Origin of the sequence: Alistipes dispar, assembly GCF_006542685.1 — a bacterium.
In the GTDB taxonomy this organism is placed as follows: Bacteria; Bacteroidota; Bacteroidia; order Bacteroidales; family Rikenellaceae; genus Alistipes; species Alistipes dispar.
Window position 1 is genome coordinate 1817738 of sequence record NZ_AP019736.1, and the last position, 26331, is coordinate 1844068.

The 26331-nt window shown below is 55.5% G+C and carries 14 protein-coding genes, 2 tRNA genes and 2 pseudogenes; 8 read left to right on the forward strand and 10 right to left on the reverse strand.

From position 1 onward, the window contains the following. The 4 genes from FME97_RS07675 to FME97_RS07690 all read right to left on the reverse strand — a co-directional run bounded on the left by FME97_RS07675 (position 1) and on the right by FME97_RS07690 (position 3722). Positions 1-1179 (reverse strand): DUF3575 domain-containing protein, encoded by a 1179-nt coding sequence (locus FME97_RS07675; RefSeq protein ID WP_141428722.1) that lies wholly within the window; start codon positions 1177-1179, stop codon positions 1-3. A gap of 549 nt (positions 1180-1728) precedes the next feature. After that, positions 1729-1819 (reverse strand) — tRNA-Ser (locus FME97_RS07680). Positions 1820-2424: 605 nt separating this feature from the next. Next, a complete protein-coding gene (locus FME97_RS07685) occupies positions 2425-3459 on the reverse strand; it encodes a glycoside hydrolase family 18 protein (RefSeq protein ID WP_141428724.1) in 1035 nt (344 codons plus the stop codon). A 176-nt stretch (positions 3460-3635) separates the two neighbouring features. Further along, positions 3636-3722 (reverse strand) — tRNA-Ser (locus FME97_RS07690). A gap of 303 nt (positions 3723-4025) precedes the next feature. Here FME97_RS07690 and FME97_RS07695 point away from each other — a divergent pair. From FME97_RS07695 to FME97_RS12440, 6 genes are all read left to right on the forward strand, one after another. After that, positions 4026-5156 (forward strand): hypothetical protein, encoded by a 1131-nt coding sequence (locus FME97_RS07695; protein WP_141428726.1) that lies wholly within the window; start codon positions 4026-4028, stop codon positions 5154-5156. Between the two features lie 38 nt (positions 5157-5194). Further along, complete coding sequence (locus FME97_RS07700; protein ID WP_141428728.1) at positions 5195-6955, forward strand: OmpP1/FadL family transporter; 1761 nt, start codon at positions 5195-5197, stop codon at positions 6953-6955. A gap of 161 nt (positions 6956-7116) precedes the next feature. After that, the gene (proS, locus tag FME97_RS07705) at positions 7117-8601 is read left to right on the forward strand and encodes a proline--tRNA ligase (protein ID WP_141428729.1); all 1485 of its coding nucleotides are present in this window, start codon (positions 7117-7119) and stop codon (positions 8599-8601) included. A 123-nt stretch (positions 8602-8724) separates the two neighbouring features. Continuing rightward, on the forward strand, positions 8725-9624 hold the full coding sequence (locus FME97_RS07710; protein WP_141429990.1) for a cation diffusion facilitator family transporter: 900 nt from the start codon (positions 8725-8727) through the stop codon (positions 9622-9624). 239 nt (positions 9625-9863) lie between these two features. Then, on the forward strand, positions 9864-10448 hold the full coding sequence (locus FME97_RS07715) for an RNA polymerase sigma factor (protein ID WP_141428732.1): 585 nt from the start codon (positions 9864-9866) through the stop codon (positions 10446-10448). Between the two features lie 65 nt (positions 10449-10513). Continuing rightward, positions 10514-10663 (forward strand): hypothetical protein, encoded by a 150-nt coding sequence (locus FME97_RS12440; protein ID WP_162852160.1) that lies wholly within the window; start codon positions 10514-10516, stop codon positions 10661-10663. A gap of 169 nt (positions 10664-10832) precedes the next feature. Here FME97_RS12440 and FME97_RS07720 read toward each other — a convergent pair whose 3' ends face one another. Then, positions 10833-11420, reverse strand: a complete 588-nt coding sequence (locus tag FME97_RS07720) for an HdeD family acid-resistance protein (RefSeq protein WP_141428734.1) — start codon at positions 11418-11420, stop codon at positions 10833-10835. A gap of 188 nt (positions 11421-11608) precedes the next feature. Here FME97_RS07720 and FME97_RS07725 point away from each other — a divergent pair, with 188 nt between their 5' ends. Beyond that, positions 11609-12967: an MATE family efflux transporter gene (locus FME97_RS07725; RefSeq protein ID WP_141428735.1), complete on the forward strand. Its 1359-nt coding sequence runs from the start codon at positions 11609-11611 to the stop codon at positions 12965-12967. 276 nt (positions 12968-13243) lie between these two features. On the opposite strand, the pseudogene FME97_RS07730 reads toward FME97_RS07725, so the two are convergent. Together FME97_RS07730 and FME97_RS07735 are read right to left on the reverse strand one after the other, a co-directional pair. Next, positions 13244-13720 (reverse strand): annotated as a pseudogene (locus FME97_RS07730) (AlkZ-related protein); the annotation flags it as partial. Positions 13721-14120: 400 nt separating this feature from the next. After that, complete coding sequence (locus tag FME97_RS07735) at positions 14121-16853, reverse strand: AAA domain-containing protein (RefSeq protein WP_232522853.1); 2733 nt, start codon at positions 16851-16853, stop codon at positions 14121-14123. A gap of 236 nt (positions 16854-17089) precedes the next feature. Here FME97_RS07735 and rhuM point away from each other — a divergent pair. After that, positions 17090-18073 (forward strand): annotated as a pseudogene (rhuM, locus tag FME97_RS07740) (RhuM family protein). Between the two features lie 198 nt (positions 18074-18271). On the opposite strand, the gene FME97_RS07745 reads toward rhuM, so the two are convergent. Genes FME97_RS07745 through FME97_RS07755 form a run of 3 tightly spaced genes read right to left on the reverse strand, consistent with a single transcriptional unit; the run spans position 18272 to position 26252 of the window. Continuing rightward, positions 18272-19438, reverse strand: a complete 1167-nt coding sequence (locus FME97_RS07745; RefSeq protein ID WP_141428742.1) for an HNH endonuclease signature motif containing protein — start codon at positions 19436-19438, stop codon at positions 18272-18274. A gap of 9 nt (positions 19439-19447) precedes the next feature. Then, positions 19448-21313, reverse strand: coding sequence for an ATP-dependent nuclease (locus tag FME97_RS07750; RefSeq protein ID WP_141428743.1), 1866 nt, complete (start codon positions 21311-21313; stop codon positions 19448-19450). 10 nt (positions 21314-21323) lie between these two features. After that, positions 21324-26252: a DEAD/DEAH box helicase gene (locus FME97_RS07755; protein ID WP_162502097.1), complete on the reverse strand. Its 4929-nt coding sequence runs from the start codon at positions 26250-26252 to the stop codon at positions 21324-21326. Positions 26253-26331: the final 79 nt, after the last annotated feature.

The window sequence follows — 26331 nt, forward strand, 5'->3', positions numbered from 1 at the left end:
TTATTTTCCGAATCGGTAAACCAGACCGATTCCCACTTTCGTCAGTCCCCAATAATTATAAGCTATTCCCGTCTCGAAGCGGGTGCCGTTCGGGATATTATAATAGGTATCGTATTTCGTGTGGACGTATCCCGCTCCGATGGTGAACTCTGCCGCCCAGTGGCGGGCGAAGGGCAGCACGTAGCCGTAGCTCAGACCTGCGCCGTAGAAACCGTCGGGCGACTGGTAGCGGTTCTTGTCGTCCACGGCGATATTGAAGGCTCCGATATTGAGGTGAGCTCCGAAGAAATGACCTTTCATCGGCTCTTTCAGCCAGTAACGGAATTCCGGCTGAACAGCCAGAAAACGCAGCCGGTAGTCGCGCGCTACGGTGTAGGGACTGTATATGATCGGAAGATCGACCGAGCAATGCTTGCCGAAACCGTACTCTATGCCGATGTTGGCGACCGTGGCGGCCAGATAGGCTACGTTGGTTTTGACCGCCCAGCGGTAAGAGGGACATACGGGATCGGACTGCGCTCCTTCCGGAACCCCGGCGACCGGTTGTGCCGGTTGCGGTTCCGGCCCGACGGACGTCTTCTCGTCAGGCGTATCGGGTTCGGCCGGGGATTCCGGTGTTCGCGATTCCGGCCGGCTTTCGGATTTTTCGTTTTCGGGCAACGAACCGGCCGGCACGACGTCTCTCTCGGACAGCGTGTCGGGAACCGTATCCGCCTTCGCACTCGGAAGCATATAGGTTACGGCGATCACATCTGTCATCCCGCGCCACCGTTGCGTGGAATTCGTCGTCCTGAAATGGTCTTCTTTCAATCCCTCGTGGACGATGAAGTAGGATTTGACCTGGTTGCTTCGGTTCTTCGCGGCCGCGAGGTTCTCCTTGCGGGAGTTGTACGAGGAACAGAATCCCAGTACGCGCACTTTCATGTCGCCCGATTCGATCAAGAGCCTGTGTTGCCGAATGGACCGGGTGAGCAAGTCGATAGCGGCTGCGTTTCCCTTGTAGTCGGCCCAGAACATGCGTTTCTTCGGAGCGAACCGGAAGACCGCCGTATCTCCCCGGACGAATGGCTCCGCAGACATGCCGGCATCCTGCCCTGATGCCATACCGCAGGCAAACGACAGGATCGGCAGAAATAGCAGTTTGCACTTCAGTTTCATCGGATGAATAGCTGTTTTCATGCTTGTTTCCTTCCGCCGGACGCGGCATCGGAAAACCTGTTCAAACCGCTAATGGCAGATGAAAACGTTCGTTAAATCGGCATGTCGGAAAAAGACGACGCATAAAGCCGACGAATGAAAGAGCAGGAGAAAGAAAAGAGTTGATATGTAAATTTTTAGCAATACTTTTTTTGCCGATACGAATAAAAAATTATACCTTTGGAGTATTAAACGAACGTTTTTCCGCCGTCTGCATTTCATGTCGTCCGGGATCGAAGCGGTCCGGCGACATCGCCCGGGCGTGCAAGGCGTGATACGGTTGTATTTTCCTGATTTTCATCGTCTCCGGGTTCGGAGAAAACTTGGCGGGCGTTTTGTGGCGTGTTTCGCGTATCCGTGGGAAGACTTGGAGATTCGGTTTGACCGTGTGAGAAGTGGGCGTTTGTGTTTTGGAACAATGTCCGCATTCGTAAATGGGATGTACCTTACTTCGTTTTACGATCGTGGGCCTTAATGTATAAAACCCTGCAAATATATAATTTGCAGGGTTTTGCTTCTGTTCGTGTCACTTGGCGGAGAGAAGGGGATTCGAACCCCTGAAACACTTTTGATGTTTACTCGCTTTCCAGGCGGGCCAGTTCAACCACTCCTGCATCTCTCCGAAAACGCCCCCAAAAGTACGCAATATTTCCCGATTCTGCAAATGACGGCCGTTTTTTCTCCTTTCGGGATCCGGGTGTCCGCTCCGTTTCGGTCCGGTGGTGTCTTGCCCTCCGCTCCGTTTGCGGCCCGTTTGCCGTCCCCGGAAGGAACCGGATCTCTGCCGATTCCGGGGAAACGAAAACGGGACGACCCGCGGACCTTCCGTTTTCCAGGCGGAGAGAGGCAGCATCGTTGGACTGGCTCACACCAGTATCTACCGACTATGTACTATATCGGTTGGAGCGTATCGCCGAACAGATACCGCACGTGCGTCCGGTATCATTCTCTTTTTGGAAGCAAACCTCTTCCGAGCCGGTCTTCCGGTGGCAGGCGATAGTGTTCCGCTGTCGTCTCTTGTCCTGTTTACTTGCAGGAAGGAGGAATAAAGATAGCGCTGTTGAAAAGAGAATGCAACGTTGTCGCTTTTCCCAACGTATCGGGCGAATCTGGGTTAGCGATTTTATGGCTAAATATTCGGCTTAAATAAAGCGCAATACCTTGTACGGCCTCGCCGGAATTTCTGAAAAGTGCCTCCGGAGGGGTTGTATAGTTTGTCTTTGAATTTTAGCGTCCGAGGAGTTCTCCTGCAACCGTACGTGTGAGACTCATGCTGTCGTCATCAAGTTCACTGCGCCAGTACATGCCGCCTCTGAGACCTTTTTCCTTGATATAGTCACATTTGATTTTCAACGATTTCGGATTTTCATATCCGACGATGAGGGTGCCGAGACTGTCAACGATATAAGGAACGCAAGCTATCGAGTCCCAGCGCTCTTCCATGCCCTCGGCCGCCAGATTGCGGTTCACGATATCGCGGTAATCGGTCCAACCCTTGAAATCCTTGTCGTTACCGCGACCGTAGAACGCAAGGCCGAGAACCATGTCCTTGTAGTCAAGACCTTTTGTTAGGAAAGAGTCGATTGACTCCTCAATCGTCGAAACTCCGGCCAGCTCCGAGCGGCGCAACGCAGTGTGATGATAGGGAGCCTGCCAGCCCATGTCGTAGGTCATCAGATTGACATAATCAAGATATTTCATCGCTTCGCGCATGTCGAAACCGTTGCCGAAAAAGCCTGCTGCAGCCGAAACCACTTTATCTCTGCCGAGTGCGTTGCGAACGTCGCTGAAAAGACGGATGTAGTTGGCCTGCTCTTCTTCATTGGCCGGAAACTCCCAGTCGAAATCAACCCCGTCGAGTTCATATTTGTCCACAATGCGTTTACAGTCAGCTGCAAATGCCAGACGAAGCGAATCACGGCCTGTCATCTCTGCCCATCCAGATTCGGCTCCTGCGCCACCCATCGAAAGTATGACTTTAAGTGCCGGATTCTCTTTTTTGAGATTGAGTATCCGCTGAAGGCGGGGTATGTTGTTGATCTGTACGCCATCGTGGGTCCGATTGGGGATGGCGGCAAGATAATTTATGGCGGTCACCATATTGGCTGGCGGCAGTTTGCCCTCTTCTTGCCACACGTAGGCGATACATTCGTATTCGGGTTCGGCGGCCTTTCCTGAAGTCCTTTTGCACGAAACCGCGGCACCCATGAGAACAAGTGCAGCGAAGCCGATCGAAATCTTTTTTATCTTTACATTCATCATTAATGTATTATATCGGTTAAATTTATTCGTCTAAACCGAAAAATGCACGAACCGCTGCGTATGCAAACCGTATGTTGTAGGGATGGAATTCGGTGTAAACAAGACACTCGGTTTTACATTATTTGATGTAAAACCGAGTGTCTGTTTCGCAATTTGCTGATTTTTAGCGTTTATTGCGGAGAGAGAGGGATTCGAACCCCCGGTACAGTTGCCCGTACACCGCATTTCGAGTGCGGCCCGATCGACCACTCCGGCATCTCTCCTTGAAGATCGTTCCCCGAAACCATCGTTTTGGGACTGCAAATATAGACATATTTTTTATATCCGCGCATTTTCGGGCGGAAAAAATTGCGTCCGGGCGAAAAAAAAGCTCCGGACGGGGGCGTTTGCCCGCCCCGGGTTGCTTCCGGTTCCGGAATAATTCCTATCTTTGTCCCGAAAGGACCGCCTGCCGGGAGCAGTATTTCGCCGCCGGGAGCATTTATTGAACAGGGGAGCGACAGGAATACTAAAACCGGTACGGTTTTCGTTTTCTCCGAAAGAACCCACGCAAATCGAAGTGTGTTATGAAAACGTTGAATCTTTGGATCGGGGCCTTCCTGGCGGCCGCGGGGCTTGCGGGCTGTTCGTCGGCCTATTACGCCTCTTCGGGATACGCCTCCGACGACCTCTATGCCCTGCACGACCGGACGCAGATCGCCCGTAAGCAGCAGGCGCAGGCCGAGGCTCGCAAGGCCGCGGCCGAAGCGCGCCGCGCCGAATGGGAGGCCCGGCTGGCCGAAGCCGAGGCCGCAGCCGCCGAAAACGGATATTACGAATACGACGCCAATCCCTACCGGAGCGTGCTGGCCGACGATTACGAGAGCGCCTATGCCCGCCGGCTGCGCGGCTTCGAGTCGCCGTCGTACAACATGCCCTCGAGCTATATCAACGCCCGTTACAGCCGGGCGTTCGACTACGTTTCCGCCTACGATCCGGCCTTCTATAACGTGATCGTGATGGGCGACGAGGTGTGGGTCGAGCCCAAATACATTACCTCCATGTTCGGTACGTGGGGGCGGCCCGTCGTCTTCCTCGATCCGTGGTATTACGGCTGGAGTACGCCCGGACTGTCCTTCTCGATCGGCAGTTGGGGCTGGAGTTTCGGCTGGAACTCGTGGTACAGTCCCTGGTACAGCCCGTGGCACGGTCCGTGGTACGGCTCCTGGTACAATCCGTGGTGGGGGCCGTCGTGGGGCTGGGGTCCCGGCTGGCACGGCCACCCGCATTGGGGCGGCTGGGGCCCGGGCTGGGGGCCCGGCTGGGGACCGGTCCACCATTACGATCCGAACCGTCCCAATATCGTGCATCGTCCGAGTCGTCCGCCCCGTTCGCAGACGTTCGGAGGTGGTTCGGGGTCGAATATCAACCGGGGCTCGGGCGGCGGCCGCACGTGGCAGTCGGGGGTCTATCAGGGCGGTAACCGCGGCGGCCGCGGCAATTCGTCCCGCGGGACGGTCGGCCGGAACGACCGGAGCGACAATCCCTTCGACTGGCGGAGCGGCTCCTCGAACAGCGACCGCACGGGTAACCGGCGCGCCCCGTCGAGCGGCAGTTTCGGCGGCAGCCGCGGCGGCTCTTTCGGCGGCGGAGGCGGATTTTCGGGAGGCGGTTCGCGCAGCGGCGGCTCGACGGGTTCGAGTTCGCGCGGCCGATAGGGTGTCCGCTTTGATTGTCAAACGAAAACACGAGCATTATGAAACGTTCGATTCTGACGGCCAGCGCCGCGCTCCTGCTCTGCGGGAAGCTCGCGGCGCAGACCCCCCCCCAATACGAGTTCGGCGGACTGGCGATGAGCGCCGACGCCCTGTCCACTGCCGATCTGTTCTCGCTTTCGCAGCAGAGTTTCAATTTCGGCACGGCGCGGTCGATGGCCATGGGCGGCGCGTTCACGTCGCTGGGGGCCGACCAGGCTTCGATGGTCATCAATCCGGCCGGCCTGGGCATGTATAACCGCGGCGAAATCGCCGTAACGCCGATGATGACCTTTTCGCGGGCCGAAACGCCCGCGGGTCTGACTCCCTCGGGGGCCATGCCTTTCCGGAGCAACGGAAAGAACCGCTTCGCCTTGGGCAATATCGGCGGGGTCTTCAACGTGTACGAGGGGACCGGGCGGCTGCTGAGCGTGAATTTCGGCGTCGGCTACAACCGGCTGGCCGACTACAATTACAGCTATTCGTTCGAGTTCGCAGGCAGCAACCGGACCTCCTCCATCGCCGACGCCTTCGCCGTGCAGCTCGAGGCGGGCGGCGCCTATGTGGACGACAACGGCACGATCGCCATGAAGCGGGACGGCTGGACGGCCACCGACTGGCGGATCGACCCCTTCTTCTGGCCTGCCGTGGGAGCCTACAAGACCTACCTGGTGGATTACGACCGGACCGACAAGTTGTGGTATCCCGGCGAGATCGGCGATAACGCCACGGTGAACGGCGGCGCTTCGGTGCGGAGCATCGGATCGGCCGGCGAGTTCGATATCTCGATGGGCGCCAATCTGAACAACAAGCTCTATTTCGGCTTCACGCTCGGAATACAGAGCATCTACCAGAAGAAGAGCATCTATTACGGGGAGGGGTATAACTACGGCGGCGGCAACGGTTACAACCTCGACCAGGGCGGCGAGTATGCGGTCGATCGCAACGGCAATCCGCTTGCGAATGTCATGCAGTCGATGGGAATGACGCAGACGGCGACCGTGGAGGGCGCGGGCGTCAATTTCAAGCTCGGCGTCGTTTACAGTCCGGTTCCGAATCTGCGGCTGGGCATGGCGTTCCATACGCCGACGTTCTATTCGCTCGACAGGCGCTACGGGATGTCCATGTCCACCGCCTCGATCGGCGCCACGTCCGAGACCGATCCGCGTCCGCACGACTACACGTCGGACACCGCTTCGGACATTCTGGAGGACTCGGGCGACTCGGGCTGGGAGTTCGTCTCGCCTTCGCGCCTGATGTTCGGCGCCTCCTACACGTTCGGCGACGTGGCGATCGTGTCGGTCGATTACGAGCGGGACTGGTACAACGGCATCCGCGTGAAGAACATGCCCTATCTGGCTTACGGGCCCGCGGCGTCGGACTTCAAGCAGGACATGAAGTATTATTTCAAGGGATCGAACACCGTGCGTGCCGGCGTGGAGGTGCGGCCGCTGCCGATGCTCTCCGTGCGCGCAGGATTCGGATACAACGGTTCGATGCTGCGCGACGAGCGGACGATCCTCTCCTCTCCGGCGGTCGCCGAGACGACCTACTACACGGCCGGTCTGGGTTTCTCGCTCTCGCGGTCGGTTTACCTCGACGTGGCCTATTGCTACGTGAAGGACACGACGACGCCCTACATGCTCTTCTACGGCAACCGGTATGCGGACGATGAGGCGAAGACGGAGATTTACCAGAGCGAGGTCTATACCACCGACTTCACGCGTCACAACGTGGCGCTGACGCTCGGTTTCAGGTTCTGAGGCGGGAAACGCAGGGTTCCGCTGCCGGGGGTCCGTCCGCTGAGGGCGGACCTTCGTTTCGGAGGGCGGTCTGCGATCGGCGGCGGAGACGGCCGGCGTGGAAATCGTCCGATTTTTTTACTATATTTGCAGTCCGGAACAAACGCAGAAACGAAATAGTTATGGCAAAGGAGCTCAAAGACCTCACCAAGTCGGACGAGAACTACTCGCAGTGGTACAACGACCTGGTGGTGAAAGCCGGGCTGGCGGAAAACTCCGCCGTCCGCGGTTGCATGGTCATCAAACCCTACGGCTACGCCATCTGGGAGAAGATGCACGATGCGCTGGACAAGATGTTCAAGGAGACGGGACACCAGAACGCCTACTTCCCGCTCTTCATTCCCAAGTCCTTCTTCTCGAAGGAGGCGCACCACGTCGAGGGCTTCGCCAAGGAGTGCGCCGTGGTGACGCACTACCGCCTGAAGAACGATCCCGAGGGCAAGGGGGTCGTCGTGGACCCCGATGCGAAGCTCGAGGAGGAGCTGATCGTGCGGCCGACGTCGGAGACGATCATCTGGAATACGTACAAGAACTGGATCCAGTCCTACCGCGACCTGCCCATCCTCTGCAACCAGTGGGCCAACGTCGTGCGGTGGGAGATGCGCACGCGCCTGTTCCTGCGCACGGCCGAGTTCCTCTGGCAGGAGGGGCATACGGCGCACGCCACGCGCGAGGAGGCCGTGGAGGAGGCCACGAAGATGATCCACGTCTATCGGCGCTTCGCCGAGGAGTGGATGTCGCTGCCGGTGGTCGTGGGCCACAAGTCGCCCAACGAGCGCTTCGCCGGAGCGGAGGACACGCTCACGATCGAGGCGCTGATGCAGGACGGCAAGGCGTTGCAGAGCGGTACGTCGCATTTTCTGGGGCAGAACTTCGCCAGGGCGTTCGACGTGCAGTATGTCAATAAGGAGGGCAAGCTCGAATACGTGTGGGCCACTTCGTGGGGCGTCTCGACCCGCCTGATGGGCGCGCTCATCATGGCTCATTCGGACAACAACGGACTGGTGCTGCCGCCGAAGCTGGCGCCGATCCAGGTGATGATGATCCCGATTTACAAGGGCGCGGATCAACTGGCGGAGATACGCGTCCGCTTCGACGCGATCGCCGCGGAGCTGAAGGCGAAGGGAATCAGCGTGAAGATCGACGACCGCGACAACGTCCGCTCGGGCTTCAAGTTCGCCGAGTACGAGCTCAAGGGCGTGCCCGTGCGGCTGGCGATGGGGCCCCGCGACATGGAGAACGGTACGATCGAGCTGGTCCGCCGCGACACGCTCGAGAAGGAGACCGTGCCGCAGGAGGGACTGGCCGGCCGGATCGAGGCGCTGATGGCCGAAATCCAGGCGAATATCTACCGGAAGGCGCTGGCCTACCGCGATTCGATGATTACGCGGGTCGATACGTGGGAGGAGTTCAAGCGCGTGCTCGACGAGAAGGGCGGCTTCGTCTCGGCCCATTGGGACGGCACGGCGGAGACCGAGGTGGCGATCAAGGAGGCCACGAAGGCCACGATCCGCTGCATTCCCGTGGACGCTCCCGACGAGGAGGGCGTGTGCGTCTTCTCCGGGAAACCCTCGCACCGCCGCGTGCTCTTCGCGCGGAGCTATTGATCCGCCGGAAGGCTTGAAACGTCCGGACGCCTTTTCCGCGTCCGGACGTTTCGTCGGATATTCCGGAGCGTCCCGCCGCGGGCTCCGGGCAATCGTTATTCCCGTTATGTTATGAAACCGGACATGCAGCCTCGTGCCGAGAGGCGGAAATGCGAAATCTACCGGGTGACCTTCGTCGGACTGGCGGTCAATCTGCTGCTGTCGGCGGCCAAGCTCGCCGCGGGCATCGTCGGGCGGAGCGCCGCCATGACCGCCGACGCCGTGCACTCGTTTTCGGACCTGGCCACCGACGTGGTGGTGATCGCCTTCGCGCGGATTTCGGCCAAACCCCGCGATGCGGGGCACGACTACGGCCACGGCAAGTACGAGACGCTCGCCACGCTGCTCATCAGTCTGGCGCTGGCGGCCGTGGGCGCGGGGATCCTGCTGTCGGCCGTGCGGTCGATCCGTGCGGTGGCGGAGGGCGTCGTGCTGCCGCGGCCGGGGGCCGTCGCGCTGGTCGCCGCCGGGGTGTCGGTCGTCGTCAAGGAGATACTCTACCGCTATACGGTCCGTGCGGGGCGGCGCATCGGCAGCCCGAGCGTCGTGGCGAACGCCTGGCATCACCGCAGCGACGCGCTCTCGTCGCTCGGCACGCTCGCCGGCATCGGCTGCGCCTATTTTCTGGGCGAGGGGTGGCGCATCGCCGATCCGATCGCCGCGCTCGTCGTCGCGGCGTTCATCTTCCGGATCGCCTTCGGACTGATCCGTTCGGGGCTGGGGGAGCTGATGGAGCGGTCGCTGCCGCCCGAGACGGAGGAGGAGATCCTGCGCATCGTGACGGCCGATCCCGCCGTGCGCGAGCCGCACAACCTGCGCACGCGCCGGATCGGAGCCTCGATCGCCGTCGAGGTCCATGTGCGGGTGGACGGCGACATGACGGTGCGGCAGTCCCATGCGCTGACCGAGGAGATCGAACGCCGCCTGCGCGAGCGGTTCGGCGAAGGGACGATGATCGCCGTGCACGTCGAACCGGTCGGATAGGAGGGTGAAACGATCCGATCCGGCATGGTATTTGCAAGGGAAAGTACGACGAATGTCCGGAAAGGTTCCGGCAGAGTAGAAAAATTTGGAATTTCGGAGAAAAGTGTTTACCTTGCGATCGTAAAATCCCCGGGAAACGCTTCGTCCGGAGAGCCGGGACGCCCGGGACGTTGAATTAAAAAGGATTGCCTATCGGAAAAGAATTCTACTCTTTGTAACTATTATTGGGAGAAAAGAGTATGAACGTGCAAGTATTAAGTGACCAGGTATTGCTTAATAACTACCTTTCGGGTGACCGGAACGCCATATCGAGGCTTATCGAGCGACACAGCCGCCGTGTGCGCGACTATATCAACATGATGGTCAAGGACCGCGATGTCGCCGAGGATATTTTTCAGGAAACTTTCATCAAAGCCGTCCGTGTGATCGACGAGGGGCGTTATACCGATAACGGCAAGTTCCTTTCGTGGATTCTGCGTATCGCCCACAACCAGGTGATCGACCACTTCCGGGCACAGCGGCAGAGCAAGGCGGTCACCGAATCGGAGGCCGGCTACGACGTGCTCGGGACGCTGCGGTTCGCCGAGCGCACGGTCGAGGACTCGATGGTCAGCGACCAGATCGAGCGCGACGTGCGCGCGCTGGTCGAACTGCTGCCCGCCGAGCAGCGCGAGGTGGTGATGTTGCGCTACTTCTCGGGGCTGAGTTTCAAGGATATCGCCGAGCAGACCGAGGTGAGCATCAATACGGCGCTGGGCCGGATGCGCTACGCGTTGATCAATCTGCGGCGGATGATAAAGGAAAAAAATCTGGTTTTGAGCTGACGCAGGCACAATATTCCTTCGCGGGGGGCGTTATATATGCGTAAAAAACGTAAAACGACTGGCCTATGGAGGATATTGACAAGAACGAAGTCTCTGACAACGGCATCTCCGAGGACGAGGATCTGATCAAGCGGGAGGTGATACAGGGTGATGCGGATCTGTTTTACCTGCATCATTACCTCTCGGAGGTCTTCCGAAAAGGGGATAATTTTTAAGGGTTAATTTTTGATGGGGGAGGGAGCCGGGAGGCTCCCTCTGTTTTTTTGTCTTCGGACCGTTCGCGCCGCCGGGCGGCGTCTGCGGATTCCCGGGGGACGGGCGGCGTTGCGGGCGGATCCGGAGAATCCTTCCGTGACTGCGGACTCGTCCCGCAAAGGGGACGTTTCAGCACTTTCCCTCCATGCACCGGTGCGCGGTGCGCAACTGGAGCGCCATGGAGCAGGCGGCGGCCCCGGCGAAGAGCAGCGAGATGCTGACCCAGACCAGCACGGCGGTCGTGCCGAAGACGAGCGGTTGCAGCAGGATCCACAACGAACACAGCAGGAGCAGAATGCCCGTGAAGACGGTCCAGCCCGCGCCCGGAACACCTACGGCGGTCATGTCGCCGCCGAGTCCGATCGTCCCGAAACCGCGTAGCAGCAGCCAGAATCCGAGAATGATCGGCAGGGCGACGGCCGATAGGGAAACATTGAATATCAGTATGATACCCAGGATGATCTCGATGATGCCGCCGACGAGCATCCACCCGCGGCCCGTGACGAAATGCCGGTTGGAGGAGGCCAGCACGGCTTCGAGTACGCCGGAGACGAGCATCAGCCAGCCGAAGAGCACCGACAGTCCCAGGTAGCTCTGCACGGGATAGAGGAAGACGGATATGCCGGCGACGATCAGAATGACGCCGACGAGCAGCAGCAGCCACCAGTAGCGGATGGCGCGTTTCGAATTTTCGAGCAGTAAAGATAGTCTGTCCATAATGAAATAAGTATTTTCCCGTTACCGGACAATTTGCGTGCCAGCGGTCCGGACGATCCGCTGCCGTCGTCGCGTGTACGGCACGGGAGCGCGGCCGGAAAGCGGGCGTTCGCCTGAAATTTGCATGCCGCGTGCACCGGGAACCGCGAATTGCGTTATCTTTGCCGCGTTATCGTGTGCATGGACTTATGGCGACATTGACGAAGGAACTGACGTCGGGACGGCCGCTGCCGCTGATTCTCAACTTTACGCTGCCCCTGCTTATGGGCAACCTCCTGCAGCAGACCTATTCGCTGGTCGATGCCGTGATCGTGGGGCGGTTTCTGGGGATCGACGCCCTGGCGTCGGTCGGAGCCAGCACCTCGGTCGTGTTTCTCATCCTCGGGTTCTGCAACGGCTGTTGCGGCGGATTCGGAATCCCCGTGGCTCAGAAGTTCGGGGCACGGGACTACGGCGAGATGCGCCGCTACGTCTTCGTCAGCCTGCGCCTGGCGGCCGTCATGTCGGTGGCTGTCGCAGCGGTGACGAGCTTCTGGTGCGGGGATATTCTGCGGATCATGCAGACGCCCGGGAATATCTTTCCGGGGGCCTATGCCTACCTGCTCGTCACCTTCCTCGGCATTCCCTGCACGTTCTACTACAACCTGCTGGCTTGCGTGATCCGTGCGCTGGGCGACAGCCGGACGCCGTTCTGGTTCCTGCTCTTTTCGACCGTGCTCAATATCGTGCTCGACCTCTTCTGCATCCTGGTGCTCGGGTGGGGCGTCGCGGGAGCCGCCATCGCGACGGTCTTCTCGCAGGGGGTGTCGGCCGCGCTCTGCTACCGCTACATGATGCGGCGTTTCGAGGTGCTCCGGGGCGATGCTTCGGAACGGAGGTTCAGCGGCAAGCTGGCCCGCAGGCTGCTTTCGATCGGCGTGCCGATGGGGTTGCAGTTCTCGATCACGGCCGTCGGAAGCATCATGCTCCAGAGCGCCAACAATGCGCTGGGCACGGCCTGCGTGGCGGCGTTCACGGCGGCCGTGCGGATCAAGATGTTCTTCATGTGTCCGTTCGAAAGCCTCGGGATCGCCATGGCGACCTACGGCGGACAGAATTACGGCGCAGGGAAACCCGAGCGGGTCTGGCAGGGCGTGAAGGCCAGTTCGCTGATGATGACGATTTACTGGGTGTTCACCTTCTGCGTGCTGATGACGTGCGCGCAGCCGCTGGCCCGGCTGTTCGTCGATGGCTCCGAGACCGAGATTCTGGAGGATACGGCGCTGTTTCTGCACGTTTCCGTTTCGTTTTTCCCTGTGCTGGGACTGCTCTGCATCCTGCGTTACACCATTCAGGGCGTCGGCTTCACGAATCTGGCGATGCTTTCGGGCGTGTCGGAGATGATCGCGCGGATTCTCGTCAGCCTCTTCGCCGTGCCGGCCTTCGGGTATATCGCCGTCTGCTTCGGCGACTCGACGGCCTGGGTCTTCGCCGATCTGTTTCTCATCCCGGCGTTCGCCTTCGTCTATCGCCGCCTGCTCAGGATGAAGCGGCAGCCTCTCGGGTAGGGTCGCATCCTGCCCTCCGTTCTTTCCCGGACCGTATCCCGTTTCCTGCGCGGGTTCCGGGTCGCGGCCTGCCCGTTGCGGTAAGGCGCCGTTTCCGGTCGGTTCCGGGTCCGCCTTCTGTCCGGTGGCTCCACGTGGCGGGGAGGATGCAGGATGCGGCCGGAATGAGGCGGTGCGCACCCGTGCGCGTCCGCCCTGCGGGAAATACGTATGCCCGAAGACGCGGTGCGGCGGAGCCCCTCACGGGACGGGTTGCTCCGTGATATGGCTGCGGAGTTACACCGCCCGGAAATCGACGATGGTTTTCAGCAGGCTGTCTTCCGCAGCGTCGGGAAAAAGACGGCGGAGGTGTTCGCAGATGCGCTCGAACGATTCGGCGGGCGTGCGCTCTGTGCGGAGCGGACCGTACGGTGTTTCGGGTGTCGTGTATCGTGCGATGCCCCAGCCGTAGCGGTTGCCGTGCCGGTCGATGCTGTACTCGAAATCGGTGATGACCAGCCGCATTTCCATTTGCAGCCGCATCAGAATCGGGTCGAGCGGGATTTTCCCCTCTTCCGCGACTTCCGACGTCGGGTCGGCCGCCGCGCGTTTTCCGCGTCCTCGGGCGAATCCCAGCATCCGGCGCAGCTCCCTGACGGTGGCCGTTCCTTCGGCCAGGATGGTCTGCAACACCACGTCGTCGAGGGCTACCGCATCCTCGTTCGGAGCCAGCGGCCGGGAACGGCGGCAGTTCGCAAGATCGGGCAGCCACTCGCGGCTGACGAACCCCGCCTTGCGTGCGAAGAATTTGCCGTAGGCGCAGTGTCCTTCGCGCGTTCGGGAAGGTTAAAACGATCCACCGAACAGGTCGTAAATTACTCACTTGATTGCAAAGACTCCTAAAGTGCGGATAAAGGTGCTTCCTCACGAATGTAAGCCCAATGTATATCAACGAATTGCGACGGTTTTTTGGCTTCTGTCCCCGCATTGCCTACCGTCATTTTGCACGGTTTTGCGTCCGCCTGTCCGTTTTGCCTGCGCTACCGTCGTATCTCCTTGCATGACAGTACAAATATAGCGATTTTCGGTGAAAAATCCAAATGCGGGAAGATTTTGGGATGAGGATGGATTAGACGGGAAGGCAATTTGTAAGACCCCCCCCCTCCGATTTTCCCTATGCTTGTATCTCATGTAACCGCGCTCGAATTTTCGTCTCCTCGTCGGTCCCGATGGTCGAGAGCCGCAGCATCGGAAGTCCGTATCGGGCCAGGATGCGGTTCTTCTTTTCGTCGCGTTCGGATTGTCGGGTGCCTTGCTTGTGAAATCCGTATCCGTCGGTTTCGATTGCCAGTACGGGTTGTTTGCTCACCCGGTTGTAAATCAGAAAGTCGAGGTGTGTGGCCCTGTTGGAGGCATAGCGACGTTCGTCTTCATCGAGCAGCGACCAGTCGCGGATGAGCTGCCGCAAGGGTTGGTGACAGACAATTCCCAGGTGACAGAATTCGGAATCCCCGGCCAGAATCTTTTCCAGCAGGGCGAAGGTCAGATTTTCGGAGTCGAATTCCGAAATTCTGCGATGCTTTTTAAGAAAAGTCTGTCGGGCTTTGGCATACTGCCCGTAGAGCAGATCGAAAACCGAACAGATCTTGCTCTCCGTTATCGTGCAGTTGTTGTATGCGATATAGGCGATCAAATCGGGGATATGGCGGCTTTCGGTTTGTTCGTTTCCGGAAACGACCAGACAAAACTTGCGCTTGGCACGCGAAACGGCTACATTCAGCAGGTTGGGATCGTCCACGAATGCCCGGATCGTATCGTCTACGGTGGACATTACGATGGCCTCTTTCTCGCGTCCCTGGAATTTATGTACCGTCGCTACGTCGATTTTTCTGTCCAATTGCCTGGAGAGTGCGGCGACCTGCTCGTTGTAGGGCGTGATGATACCGATTTCAGCGTTGTCGTAAGGGAGTTTCGGCATCACCTCGCGGGTGATGACCTCGATTTCCCGCTGATTGAACCGACTGCGTGCGTGGTCGCCCGGGACTGTCCGCCAGGCGGAGATCACATCGGCTTCGCCCCGATCCTCGGTCATGATGACGAGTCGCCCGCCATAGAACTTCCGGTTGCAGAAGTCGATGATTTTCGGATGACACCGATAGTGTTCGCGCAGCAATGTCTGCGGAGCGTCGGGAAGAACCCGGCAGACCGATTCCAGGAAATTCACACCGGCACAATCGTAGCGGGCATCGATTGCATGCTTCGCTCCGATGGCCTGTAATCGGAGCCGGTCCGCATCGGTGATGACGTTGGGCAATTGCTTCGAATCGCCGACGATCACCGCATTTCGGGCGCACATAAGCGCCAATGCTCCCGTATCAGACGAAACTTGCGACGCTTCGTCCATAATCACGTAATCGAATAGCGCGTTCGCTCGTAGATTCGAGCGCGAGGAGAAGGCCGTACTCAGGATGACGGGATATTCCTTGACGAAACCGGCGGTGAATCGTTGGAAGACCGGACGCTCGTGCCCCCTGCCGAATCTGTGGCGGAGCAGATTCCGAAGGTAACGCATCGAATCGTCGCTCAACCGTGCCATCGCCTGTCGGGCATCGGTAGCGGCAAGTACTTTCTGCAGCTGTTCGATTTCATCGGACAGCTCCTCGTGCTTTATATGGTAGAAATCGCGCTGGATGGCAGGAATCAGTTCATACAAATCCTGTCGTTGCGGATCGGGACGGATACCGTTGAACAATCGTGCGACTTTCCGTTTGAGAAGAAACCACCGGATGGCCTCCAGCCATTTTGCGAAAAGCCCGCGCGTTTCCGGCTTCTCGACTGCCGTCTGCAATTCGTTCCATAGCGTCAGTAGCCTTGCCGACGAGAGTTTTCGGCGGAGCGTTACCGTCGGATCGGAGGTCGTTTCCTGTTCGAAATGCGTCTGCTCTGTTTTGAGGGCTGTCAGTTCCTGCCGGGCCAGTGCCAATCGTTCCTGCCGGGCGAATATTTCCTGCATGGAAGCGGCTTGTGCCTGAATCGTCTTCAGAAATTCGGGAGAGTCTGCCTCGGCCGAATACCATGAATCGATCTGGGCGGGAATAGCCTTTTCAATGGCCTGCGTTTCAATGAATGCTGATTTGTTATCACTGCTTCCCAGCAAAGCGGCGATGAATCCCATGTCGTGTTTGTCCAACTTTTCGACTATGTTTTCGATGGCCGAATTGTTGTTCGAGACGATCAATACCGTCTGCCCTTGAGCGATGATGTTGGCCACGATGTTGAGGATCGTTTGCGTCTTGCCTGTTCCCGGGGGGCCCTGGATAATGCTGACCTGATGCTCGAAGGCGGCCTGGACAGCCTTTTGTTGGCTGGCATTGCAGCCGAAAGGGTAGAAAAGCGGTGGGGCGGAGGCGTGTTGGAGCGGGAATTTTCCGGGATTCAGGTAACAAGCTACCGCCGAATCGTCCGGAATAAACTCGATTTTCTGATATTGAGCCAGAAGCAATCGTGTGCCGTCGTTGGCTTTCAGCGGATTGATGGCTGCCACATCCCGCAGATATTCGAAGATATTTTGGATGGATGAGTCCTCCAGACAGGACCGAATAAGTTCGATTTCTGAGCCTTTGTAGCCGGCGCTTTTTCCGTCGGTGTATTCGATGTACCAGAATTTCTGCGATCCCTGCTGAAAGGCGGCTATGTAGGCTATCGGACCGAGCCGTTTGCCTTTGTGTAGCAACCGACAGTGTTGCGGGTCGAATAGCACGGGATTTTCCAGCAACAAGACTTTGTTCGGAGAGTAGGAATAGGTTTTGGAAGAGTTGTTGAATTTAATGTTGCACCGATGAGGATTGGAGGTATTCCAACAACGCTCGACGGAAGAGGTTTTAATCTCTCCGTCAATGACAATCATATTTTTCCGAGGGTCTAACATTCTGTTTGCAGTGAAATTCCTTATAAAAATACGAAGTTTTTACGATATGACATAAACCGGGCTGAATTTACTTTTTCTCGGATTTTTTAGGCTGTTGCGGTAACCTTTCAGAGGTGGAGATTTCCATGTCCTCCTCTTTTTCTTGATAAGGACGGGCGAATCGGTTGAGGGCGAAAGGTTATCGACTTTTCGGGTTTATTCGTATCTTTGCTTTCATGGACAGGGGCGAGATTATCATTTATCAGACGGCAGACGGCGAGACTCGTCTGGACGTCCGCATGGAGAACGACAGCGTGTGGCTGACGCAGGCGCAGATTGCGCAATTGTTCGGAGTTGACAGAACGGTTATTGTCAGACATGTCAACAACATTTATAAGTCGTCCGAATTGGAGCGGGACGTAACATGTGCAAAAATTGCACATGTTCAGCATGAGGGGCGACGGCAAGTGCGACGTATGATTCCATTTTATAACCTTGATATGATTCTGTCAGTGGGCTATCGCGTCAATTCCAAAAACGCCACGCAGTTCCGTATTTGGGCGAACAAGGTTTTGAAAGAGTACCTAATAAAAGGCTATGCAGTCAATAGCCAGGCCAAAGCCGAGCAGTTGGAGGAGTTGAAAAAGACCGTCCGCTTGCTCTCCCATGTTTTGGCTGCAAAGGAGGTTACGAAATCCGAGGCGGTCGGGCTGCTGCGCGTGATTACGGACTACACTTATGGCCTCGACACGCTCGATCGTTATGACTATCAGCAGTTGGAGGTTACGGCAACCACGGCGGAGGAGTCGTTCCGCGCGACCTATGAGAATGCGATGGAGGCGTTGCAGGTGTTGCGCGACAAGTTCGGCGGCAGCGCACTGTTCGCCCACGAGAAGGACGAGTCGTTCAAAAGCACGATGGGTGCGATTTACCAGACCTTCGGCGGTCGGGACCTCTATCCGAGCGTCGAGGAAAAGGCGGCCAATCTGCTCTACCTGACAGTCTAGAACCACTCGTTCAGCGACGGTAACAAACGCATCGCGGCGTTTCTGTTCCTGTGGTTTCTGGAGAACAACCGCATCCTCTACCGTTCCGACGGCTCGCGCCTTTTGGACAACAACACATTGGTCGCCCTGACGCTGATGATCGCCGAGAGCCGCACCGAGGAGAAGGATGTGATGACGAAGGTGGTGGTGAATCTGATAAATAAGAACAACTAATCTTGCCCTTATTCTCACTTCCCAATGACCAATATTGAACCGCAAAAACTATGTCTATCAGGTACGCATAGCAATTTGTGCTGTTTCACGGATATGGGTTATGACTATTCTTTAAAGGAGATTTGAGGTACTTTACTACGATTAATTATAAGGGTTACGAGTTCTTCAGACTCTTGTACTTATCAATTTCTAAAATGATTAAGTTTCTTTTATACATTGATTAAATATCTCTTCCAAATATTCTTTGGAGTGGAATCCAGTCTCGATTCTCTTATGAACAAACAGCTTTTGTTCGTATGTTATTTCGGTAAGCGAACATGGCAAATCGTTTTTGTTATACTCGTCAGGCCTGAGTTGCGTTACTGAAACGGGTTTAGAATCGCCGACTGTTTGTTTTTTCCATACATAGGCGGCTTGAGACATTACAATCAAAGAATCTCCATCGCTTGAATAGCCGTATTTTGCTACTGAATATGCACGATCCCCATTTTGATTGCGCCAAAAAATGGCATCGTCAGTCAGATTGGCAGCATACGCTGCCAAGGGATTTTCGTCGAAATGTTGTGGAGTACATGGATATTCGCAAGGCTTGTCGTCAAAAAACACTCTGACCTGAGCAGCTCCGGGAGTCAGAGACAATACGAGATTAGGGGTTCTGTCTTCTTCGTCTTGAAGCGTGTTGGATTGGTCATGTTCTTGGAATCCTGGTTGCCTGTATCCCCAAACGCCTAATTGACCTTCTCCTGTAAGTAAATCTGCTTGAGGATTGAGTGTTGAAACCTGGGGTTGCTGGGAATATGCGGTGGATTTCTCGGATGGATTGAAAACCCATGCACCCAAGGAGCCTCCAGAGGGCTCTTTATCGCTTTCGGCCCACTCCAGCAATCGTTTTTTACTTACTTGCGCCTCTGCATTGGTTACGGTTCTCATCCATTTGAGATCGGGCGGCAATTCATTTTCCTGTAGTATAGCAGGATTCGCCAGAAATGTTTCGATGCTGCCGCAGCGCAATATGATTCTTTTCCGCGTAATGGGGTTGTCGAGTATATTTTCCAGCCGCGTAACCCAACGGAGATTCTCCACCCGGTTATTCCGACGATTCGTGTCGATATGATCAACAACGTGTTCTTTGGTGGGCTTGGGGCCGAAGAATGCAGTTGCGACAATGGCATGGATTCGGACAGATGCGATTTCCATATAGCCATGTACGATATTGGGTTTCCCGAATGTCCAGAAGTTGTCGTATTTGCGCGGACGCTTTCCATCACGCGGATAGCGGAAGACAGCTCCATTATCGCGGACTGCGTATCGTTCATCCTTGTAGATACACTCTACCTCGCGGGTGAAATCGTCAATGATGGCCATAAATCACATTTACAATTCACCGATTTTTTTGATCTTATCAAAGATTGGTCTGAAATTTTCCCAACTTTGGGCGCTTATTTGAATTTTATCATGTAAAATTGCCTCTGCAAAATCGTCCTTTTTCGCTAATACATTTTGTTCATCTTTGTCAAATACTGCTTGCCCACCGTTATTTTCGATTATTTTATCTTCCCCTTTACCGTCAGGGTACCTCAATATTAGGTTCTCGGTATTGTGTCGTAAGGAATGCTTGGTAAATTCAGTTCCAAAGAATAATCTACAGCCATTTTCTAATGGAGTTTTAATTTCATCGTCTGTATATAAATATTCAATAGATATTTTGGTTTGATCTTTGTCTATGCGAAACTGAGGTACGGGAATACAGAATGCATATACATTATTACCATAATCTTTGTATACTTGGCGATCTTTTTCAATATCTTTAATAATTGGATCATGATCTCGATCAAATAGACCAATTATTTTATGAGCATGAGGTATTTTGCTTAAGTGTGCCAATAATTTTTTTAAATCATCTTCTCCTGAGGGTTGATTATTCTCTTCTATTTGTTCAAAATCTATATCTATGATTCCAAGTTTTTCTTGGGCTTTTTTTATGTGCTTTATATCGGTCTTTCCTTCTGTAATGACCAATGGCTTTTTTAACTTCTCAATCTTGTCCTGCAAATCTTTTACTTGGGCCTCAAATGTTTGTTTAACTTTTATTTGGGCATCAATTTGTTCTCTAAAAGTTGATATCAGCTTTTGTTGTATTTCCAAAGCTCCTATCTCTTCCAATAATTCGGTGCTTTGGGAATCTTTAAATAAATCATCAATATTGCGGAATTCTGTCTCACCATACTTTGATCTCATTGTCCTGAATATGGTGGGTTTGACTTTGGCCGATTCACGAGGATTTATAAATGCCATAGAATGAGAAGTCGCAAAAATTTGTGTGGTCTTTGCATATTCATCACAAAATAGCGTACTGAGAGCTTCGGCCGCACGAAACTCGAGGGAATTTTCAGGTTCGTCGATTCCCCAAATAAAAATCATGGATTGATTATTATTCTGCAACCATTTCAAAATTGGCGGAAGGAATTTCGATTTGACTCCATCACCACGCATGGTTAGTGGAATCTGATACAATTTCGGATTTAGATCTACTTCAGCACCTTTTTTCTTTGAAATTTGTTGAGTAATCTTTTCTATATATTCATAGTTGGTGCCGACAGAAAGTTGTTGCCAAAAATCTCTCAGAAGAGTTGGTAATCCAAATGTAACATTGATGCCAATATTTGATTCGTTAAGTAACCCTGTCAGATTTCGAGTTTTTTCGTTAATATGTTGATTCAGATCGTCAATTTGCTTTTGCCCAATTAGCTGTTGTTCTCCTAACAATCCTAACAAATATTGAACAACCTCTTTCCCTTTTAATGCGGGGATATATACATAACGAATTTGATTGTATAGGCGCGAAATCGAAGTTCGTGCAATAGTGGAATCCTCTGAATATCTGGTTGTGCCACTTCCGCTGCGGTCATTGCGGTCGTATGTTTTCTCAATGTAAAATGTCTGATTGGGGATTGATTTATAGGAACGAGGAGTATTGAATGTTACTTTTATCCGAATAAATTGTTTCCCTTTTTTTGACGATTGAGCTTCCGCTAAGGCATATTTATTATAATCCGTAAAGAAATTAAACGGAGTTTGGAAATCGGTTTCCTGATTGAAAAATAAATTGAGCGCTTTCAATACATTCGACTTACCGACATCATTCTGTCCGCAAAAAAGGTTGTACGAAGAGCAGTCAATTATTGTATGTTTAATCGACCGAAAGTTCGTTATTTCTATTTGCTTGATAAGATTATTCATAGCCCTCGTTTTATTCTTCCAGTTTGAGTTTCGGGAGCGAGCGGACGATCTTCATCGTTTCGAGCGAGACGGTGATGATGCGCAGCAGCAGGTTGTAGATGTATTTCGGGTCGTCGTGCTCACGGCACCAGTCGTTGGGGTCGTTGGTGATGAGACTCGTCGAGTCGGTCTTCACCGCATAGCGCTCCATCACCCACTCGATCGCCGACTTGCCGTTCACCACGTAGTCGTAGGCCCCCAGCGGAATGCTTTCGATCGTGATGCCCGCATTGTAATGTATTATGCTCTTGTCGGCCGTCTTGTTGTCGAGCTTGCCGAAGCGCATTTTCTCTACACGGTAGTTGATGGCGTCATCTTCCGAAGTGGTCGAGTTTACCGTGTGGTATCTGGCGTAGGGCTCCACATGCTCGTATCCGAGGTGGAGTTCGGCCAGGCTGCGGCCGGCACGGCTGAAGGCCCAGAAGTCGTCGGGCGACTCGACCAGCGGCAGTCGGGGCAGCGACTTCTTGAGGTCGGCGGCGAAGGTCGTGCGGTAGTCCGGGGCGTGGAGGATGCCATAGACATAATAGAAGATGTCCTCCCTGGTTACGCGGCTTCCGTACTGCTTGCGGGCCGTGGAGAGGATCCAGTCGGTCACGCCGTCGCGGCGGACGTAACGGTCTGCATCGCTCTGCTGAGCCGAGAAGAGGTCGGCGATATCCGCCGTGCTGTCATCATACCAATAAAGCGGGAAACATTGCCCGTTGAATTGCAACTGCAAATCGGGGATGCAGTCGGTTATCAGCGTCGAAAAATCCTTGCTGGCTCCGACTCCCGAGACGCAAATTACCAGATTCCGATGGTTCGAGGTCGGGAAAAGTCGGGGTATTTGATAAACACGATGATTCAAAATCCTATCCTGATACAATGCCTGCTTGAAATAAGGCCGATACATCCCTACGGTATAGCGAGAGGTGTCGATGTCGTATTTTATTCCTTTCTGCAAATCCCGAATCAAGGTATCCGTCCAGACAATTTTCGTTGAATCCCGTTTGTCGGCTAAAAAGTTGTCGAGAGACATTTCTTGTTTGGCTGTTTTGTAGGATTCAACTTGCTGGTTATAAAAATCAATCGTTTTTGTGATATTTGCTTGAAGTTCAACCAATGACGAGTTATATACCCAAGCATCTCGATTGGTCCCTAATCCAAGTGAGAAACCTTCAAAAAAAGATTTATTCCCTTTCCCGAACTTCTTTTCGGGCTCCAGCGGGGTGTAGAGCTTGAATTGCTCGCTGCGCTTGTTGAGCCAGTCGCCGTGTTCATTGGGGGTAATGGAGACCCATTGCATCAGCGGGTTGCTGATGTCGCCCATATTGCGGATGATGTTCAGTTTCTCCTCGCGCGAAAGGTAGTCGCCGATGTCGTGGTAGCAGATGCGGGCCGCCTCGTCGGATACCTTCGGTTTCTTGACCAGAATCGTAATGGCAATCGGGGTGCGGGAGCCTGAACCGAAGATTTTGCCACCCTCCTTGCGCGACAATTCTCCGCTGGTGCGCTGATTGCCGCGCAGATTGAAGACATAGATGGCCGAAAATTCGCGTTCGAGGCATTTGCGCATGCCGTCGAGCCCGTTGGCATCGAGCCATGCGCCGTTGGTAACGAAGCCGATGACACCGCCTTCCTTTTCGTTAAGTCGGTCCGAAGCCCAGCGGAAAGCCTTGATATAACTGTCGTAGGCCGATTTGTTGAGGGCGGCCTCCGATTGGGCAACGTAGGTGTTTTCGATACGGCTTTCGAGCGTCGGATAGGATTCGTTCTGTGCATTGTCGTTGGCCGACTTCTGCCCGATGGAATAGGGCGGGTTGCCGACGATGACGGTGATGCGCCGTTTCTTCTGCTCGATGACGCGCCGCGAGTTGGTCGGGAACTGCTCGGAATAGAGGTTCTCGTCCGCAGCCTCCTCGCCCAGCTGGAAGGTGTCGGTCAGGCAGATGCCGCCGAAGGGCCGGTACTCCGTATCGGGGCCCATCAGGTCGTGGAAGACATTTTCGATGTTGACCGAGGCGATGTAGTAGGCCATCAGTACGATCTCGTTGGCATGGATCTCCCGGCCGTATTTGCGCTCCAGGGCCTCGCGCGAGATAAGCCCGCTCTGGAGCAGGCGTGTGATGAAGGTGCCCGTTCCGGTGAAGGGGTCGAGGATGTGGACGTTCTCGTCGGAGAGCGACCGTCCGAACTCCCGCTGGAGGATGTAACCGACCGAGCGGATGATGAAGTCGACCACTTCGACCGGTGTATAGACGATGCCCAGTTTCTCGACCGTGCGGGGCGAGGCCACCTTGAAGAACTTGTCGTACAGCTCGACGATGATGCGCTGCCGGGCATCGGCTTCGTGGATGTCGCCGACCGTGTCGCGGACATAGTCGTAGAATTTTTGGAGTTTCTGGTGCTCCTCCTCGGTTTTGGTCTCGTCGTCGAGCAGGTCGAGCATTTTCTGCATCGACCGCGAGATGGGGTTGCTGGCGGCAAACTGGTAGTTTTCGAAGAGGGCCTCGAATACGGGGCGCGAGATGATGTGCTGCGAGAGCATTTCGATGGCATCCTGTTCCGAAAGTCCGGGATTGATGTTGCGGTGCAGACCCCGCATAAGCTGGTCGAAGGCCCGGCGGTGTTTGCCGTTGTCGGCGATGAGGGCCTTGATGCGCGCGATGTGCTGTTCGGCAATCTGGGCGATGTCCTTGGCCCAGAGTTCCCAGTAGCGTTTGGTGCCGACCTTGGTCACCAGTTTGGCGTAGAAGACGTTCTGCAGGTCGTTGAAACTCATCGAGAGCTGGGTGGTGAGCTGCTCGGCGGCACTCTCGGCGCGAGGCTTGCTGTCGCTGTGCTGGTCTTCGTCCTTGCGCGAGGCGCCGACTCCGCCGAAGAGGATGTTTTTGGGCTTCTTTTTCGACAGTTCGATCTTATTGACTTCGGCATTGAAGCGGTCGTCGTGAGCCCGCAAGGCATTCAGCACAGTCCAGACCACCTTGAAATTGGGGTGGTTTTCGAGGACCTTGTCGCCCTCGGCATCGGCCGGAACCACGACCGGAATGATGATGTATCCGTATTTCTTGCCCTCGCTGCGGCGCATGACGCGACCGACCGACTGCACGACATCGACCTGCGAGTTCTTCGGTGAAATGAAGACCACGGCGTCGAGCGACGGGACATCGACACCCTCCGAAAGGCAGCGGGCGTTGGTCAGCATTCGGCATTCGCGTTCGTTTTCGGGCTGCTCCTTGAGCCACATCAGCTCCTCGTCGCGTTTGGTAGCCGACATCGAACCGTCAACGTGGTGGGCGACGACATCGACCATCGTGGCGCGGTCCTCCTCGCGGATGTCCTCCATGTAGAGGTCCTTGTAGTCGGTAAAGGCATTGGCGATTGCTTTCGAGGCCTTGATGCTCGAACAGAAGGCCACGGCACGGCGCATCGGCAGCGGGTCGGAGCCCTTGACGAACTCTTCATCGGCGCCGAGCACCTTTTTCGAGAGGGCATTGATGCAGCCGATGAGTTTCGAGGGATCATCCGCGTCGATGGTTCCGTCCTCGCGGGTCAGTGCGTTTTGCAGCGTGGGGGTAATGTCCTTTTCGCCCACGGCGAGGATGAGGACCTTGTAGTCGGAGAGCAGTTCCTGCTTGACGGCCTTGCCGAAGCCGATGCGGTAGATCTCGTCGCCGTACATCGAGCGGTCGTCCATCGAGCAGAGGACGGCGGAGTTCTCTTCGGCGCGTTTCTTCGTCTCGTCGGTATAGAGGCGCGGCGTGGCGGTCATGTAGATACGGCGCACGGCCCGCAGGAAGTCGTTGTTGTGAACCCGGACAAAGGCGCTCTCGGTCTCGTCCTTGAGCGTAACGCCCGTGGTGCGGTGCGCCTCGTCGCAGATGATGAGATCGAACGTGCCGAAGGCGTCGCCGGTCTCTGCGAGCAGTTGTTGCTGGGCCCGCGAAATGACGTCGATGGACTGGTAGGTCGAGAAGACGACAGTCAGACCCTCGGCATTGTGCCGGCGGGCGTGTTGCAGTTGCTTGACGATGGAGGGGACGTCGGTCGAGGCCGGAAGTGCCAGGTCGATGACACTCGTCGTGTCGTTGTCCTTCTTTTCGGTCTGTTTCGAGACCTGCGGGTCGGAGCAGATGCAGACAGCCGTCATCGGCTCCTGGGCCTGTTGCAGCCACGACCGGAGGGTTTGTCCCAAAAGCGCAATCGAGGGCACGAGGAACAGCACCAGACCGCGGCCTCCGGTTTCGTTCTCGGCAATTCGCAGCGAGGTGAAGGTTTTGCCTGTGCCGCAGGCCATGATGAGCTTGCCGCGCGTATGGGCGGGTTGGCCGGTGGCTTCGTCGATCTTGAAATAGGCGTGGGCCTGGTCGATGGCCTCCTGCTGGTGCTCCCGTATGGCAAAGGGTTTGGACCGGGAGGCCACGCCGAAGAGGCCTTGTTCGAGGCTGCTCCAGTTGACGTCGTCGTTTTCGAGGTCGATAAGGTTCAGTCGCGTTACCGGAGGATTCTGATTGCGGATCGTCTGCTCGGCCGTGGAGTTCCATTTGTTCGTCGTTGAGATCCACAGCCGCTGTGCGAATCCCGTCATGCCGAATTCGGTTTCGAAGCGCTTGCCCGAGGTGGCGAGGAATGTATCTACGTCGGGTTTGTTGATGAAGGTATCCGCCGCATAACATTTGCATTGAATGGCCCAATATTCGCCCTCGACGGTGCGGGCCACAAGGTCGATGCCGGTGTCCTTGCCGCCGAACTGGTCGTGGAAGGGGAATTCCATCCAAAGCCATACTTCCTCGAGACGGTTGGCATATAATGACGTGGTTTTCAAATAGCCCTGCATAAGTCGCTCAAAACGAAATCCTTTGTCTCTTTGAGATAATGATTCTTTACGGAATTTTCGTAGAATGTCGGCGAAAGTCATCATAATGGAGTTTGTTTATGCTACTACTTGTTTACAAATATACGAAGAAACCATGGGGCCACACGAAAAAAGAGGAAAG

What these genes read in the sequence shown, in the direction of transcription:
- FME97_RS07750 (WP_141428743.1), bottom strand. Translation starts at nt 21,313, where the DNA reads ATGAATAATCTTATCAAGCAAATAGAAATAACGAACTTTCGGTCGATT.
- FME97_RS07710 (WP_141429990.1), top strand. Translation starts at nt 8,725, where the DNA reads ATGCAGCCTCGTGCCGAGAGGCGGAAATGCGAAATCTACCGGGTGACC.
- FME97_RS07755 (WP_162502097.1), bottom strand. Translation starts at nt 26,252, where the DNA reads ATGACTTTCGCCGACATTCTACGAAAATTCCGTAAAGAATCATTATCT.
- FME97_RS07675 (WP_141428722.1), bottom strand. Translation starts at nt 1,179, where the DNA reads ATGAAAACAGCTATTCATCCGATGAAACTGAAGTGCAAACTGCTATTT.
- FME97_RS07700 (WP_141428728.1), top strand. Translation starts at nt 5,195, where the DNA reads ATGAAACGTTCGATTCTGACGGCCAGCGCCGCGCTCCTGCTCTGCGGG.
- FME97_RS07725 (WP_141428735.1), top strand. Translation starts at nt 11,609, where the DNA reads ATGGCGACATTGACGAAGGAACTGACGTCGGGACGGCCGCTGCCGCTG.
- FME97_RS07695 (WP_141428726.1), top strand. Translation starts at nt 4,026, where the DNA reads ATGAAAACGTTGAATCTTTGGATCGGGGCCTTCCTGGCGGCCGCGGGG.
- FME97_RS07715 (WP_141428732.1), top strand. Translation starts at nt 9,864, where the DNA reads ATGAACGTGCAAGTATTAAGTGACCAGGTATTGCTTAATAACTACCTT.
- FME97_RS07735 (WP_232522853.1), bottom strand. Translation starts at nt 16,853, where the DNA reads ATGATTGTCATTGACGGAGAGATTAAAACCTCTTCCGTCGAGCGTTGT.
- FME97_RS07745 (WP_141428742.1), bottom strand. Translation starts at nt 19,438, where the DNA reads ATGGCCATCATTGACGATTTCACCCGCGAGGTAGAGTGTATCTACAAG.
- FME97_RS12440 (WP_162852160.1), top strand. Translation starts at nt 10,514, where the DNA reads ATGGAGGATATTGACAAGAACGAAGTCTCTGACAACGGCATCTCCGAG.
- FME97_RS07720 (WP_141428734.1), bottom strand. Translation starts at nt 11,420, where the DNA reads ATGGACAGACTATCTTTACTGCTCGAAAATTCGAAACGCGCCATCCGC.
- proS (WP_141428729.1), top strand. Translation starts at nt 7,117, where the DNA reads ATGGCAAAGGAGCTCAAAGACCTCACCAAGTCGGACGAGAACTACTCG.
- FME97_RS07685 (WP_141428724.1), bottom strand. Translation starts at nt 3,459, where the DNA reads ATGATGAATGTAAAGATAAAAAAGATTTCGATCGGCTTCGCTGCACTT.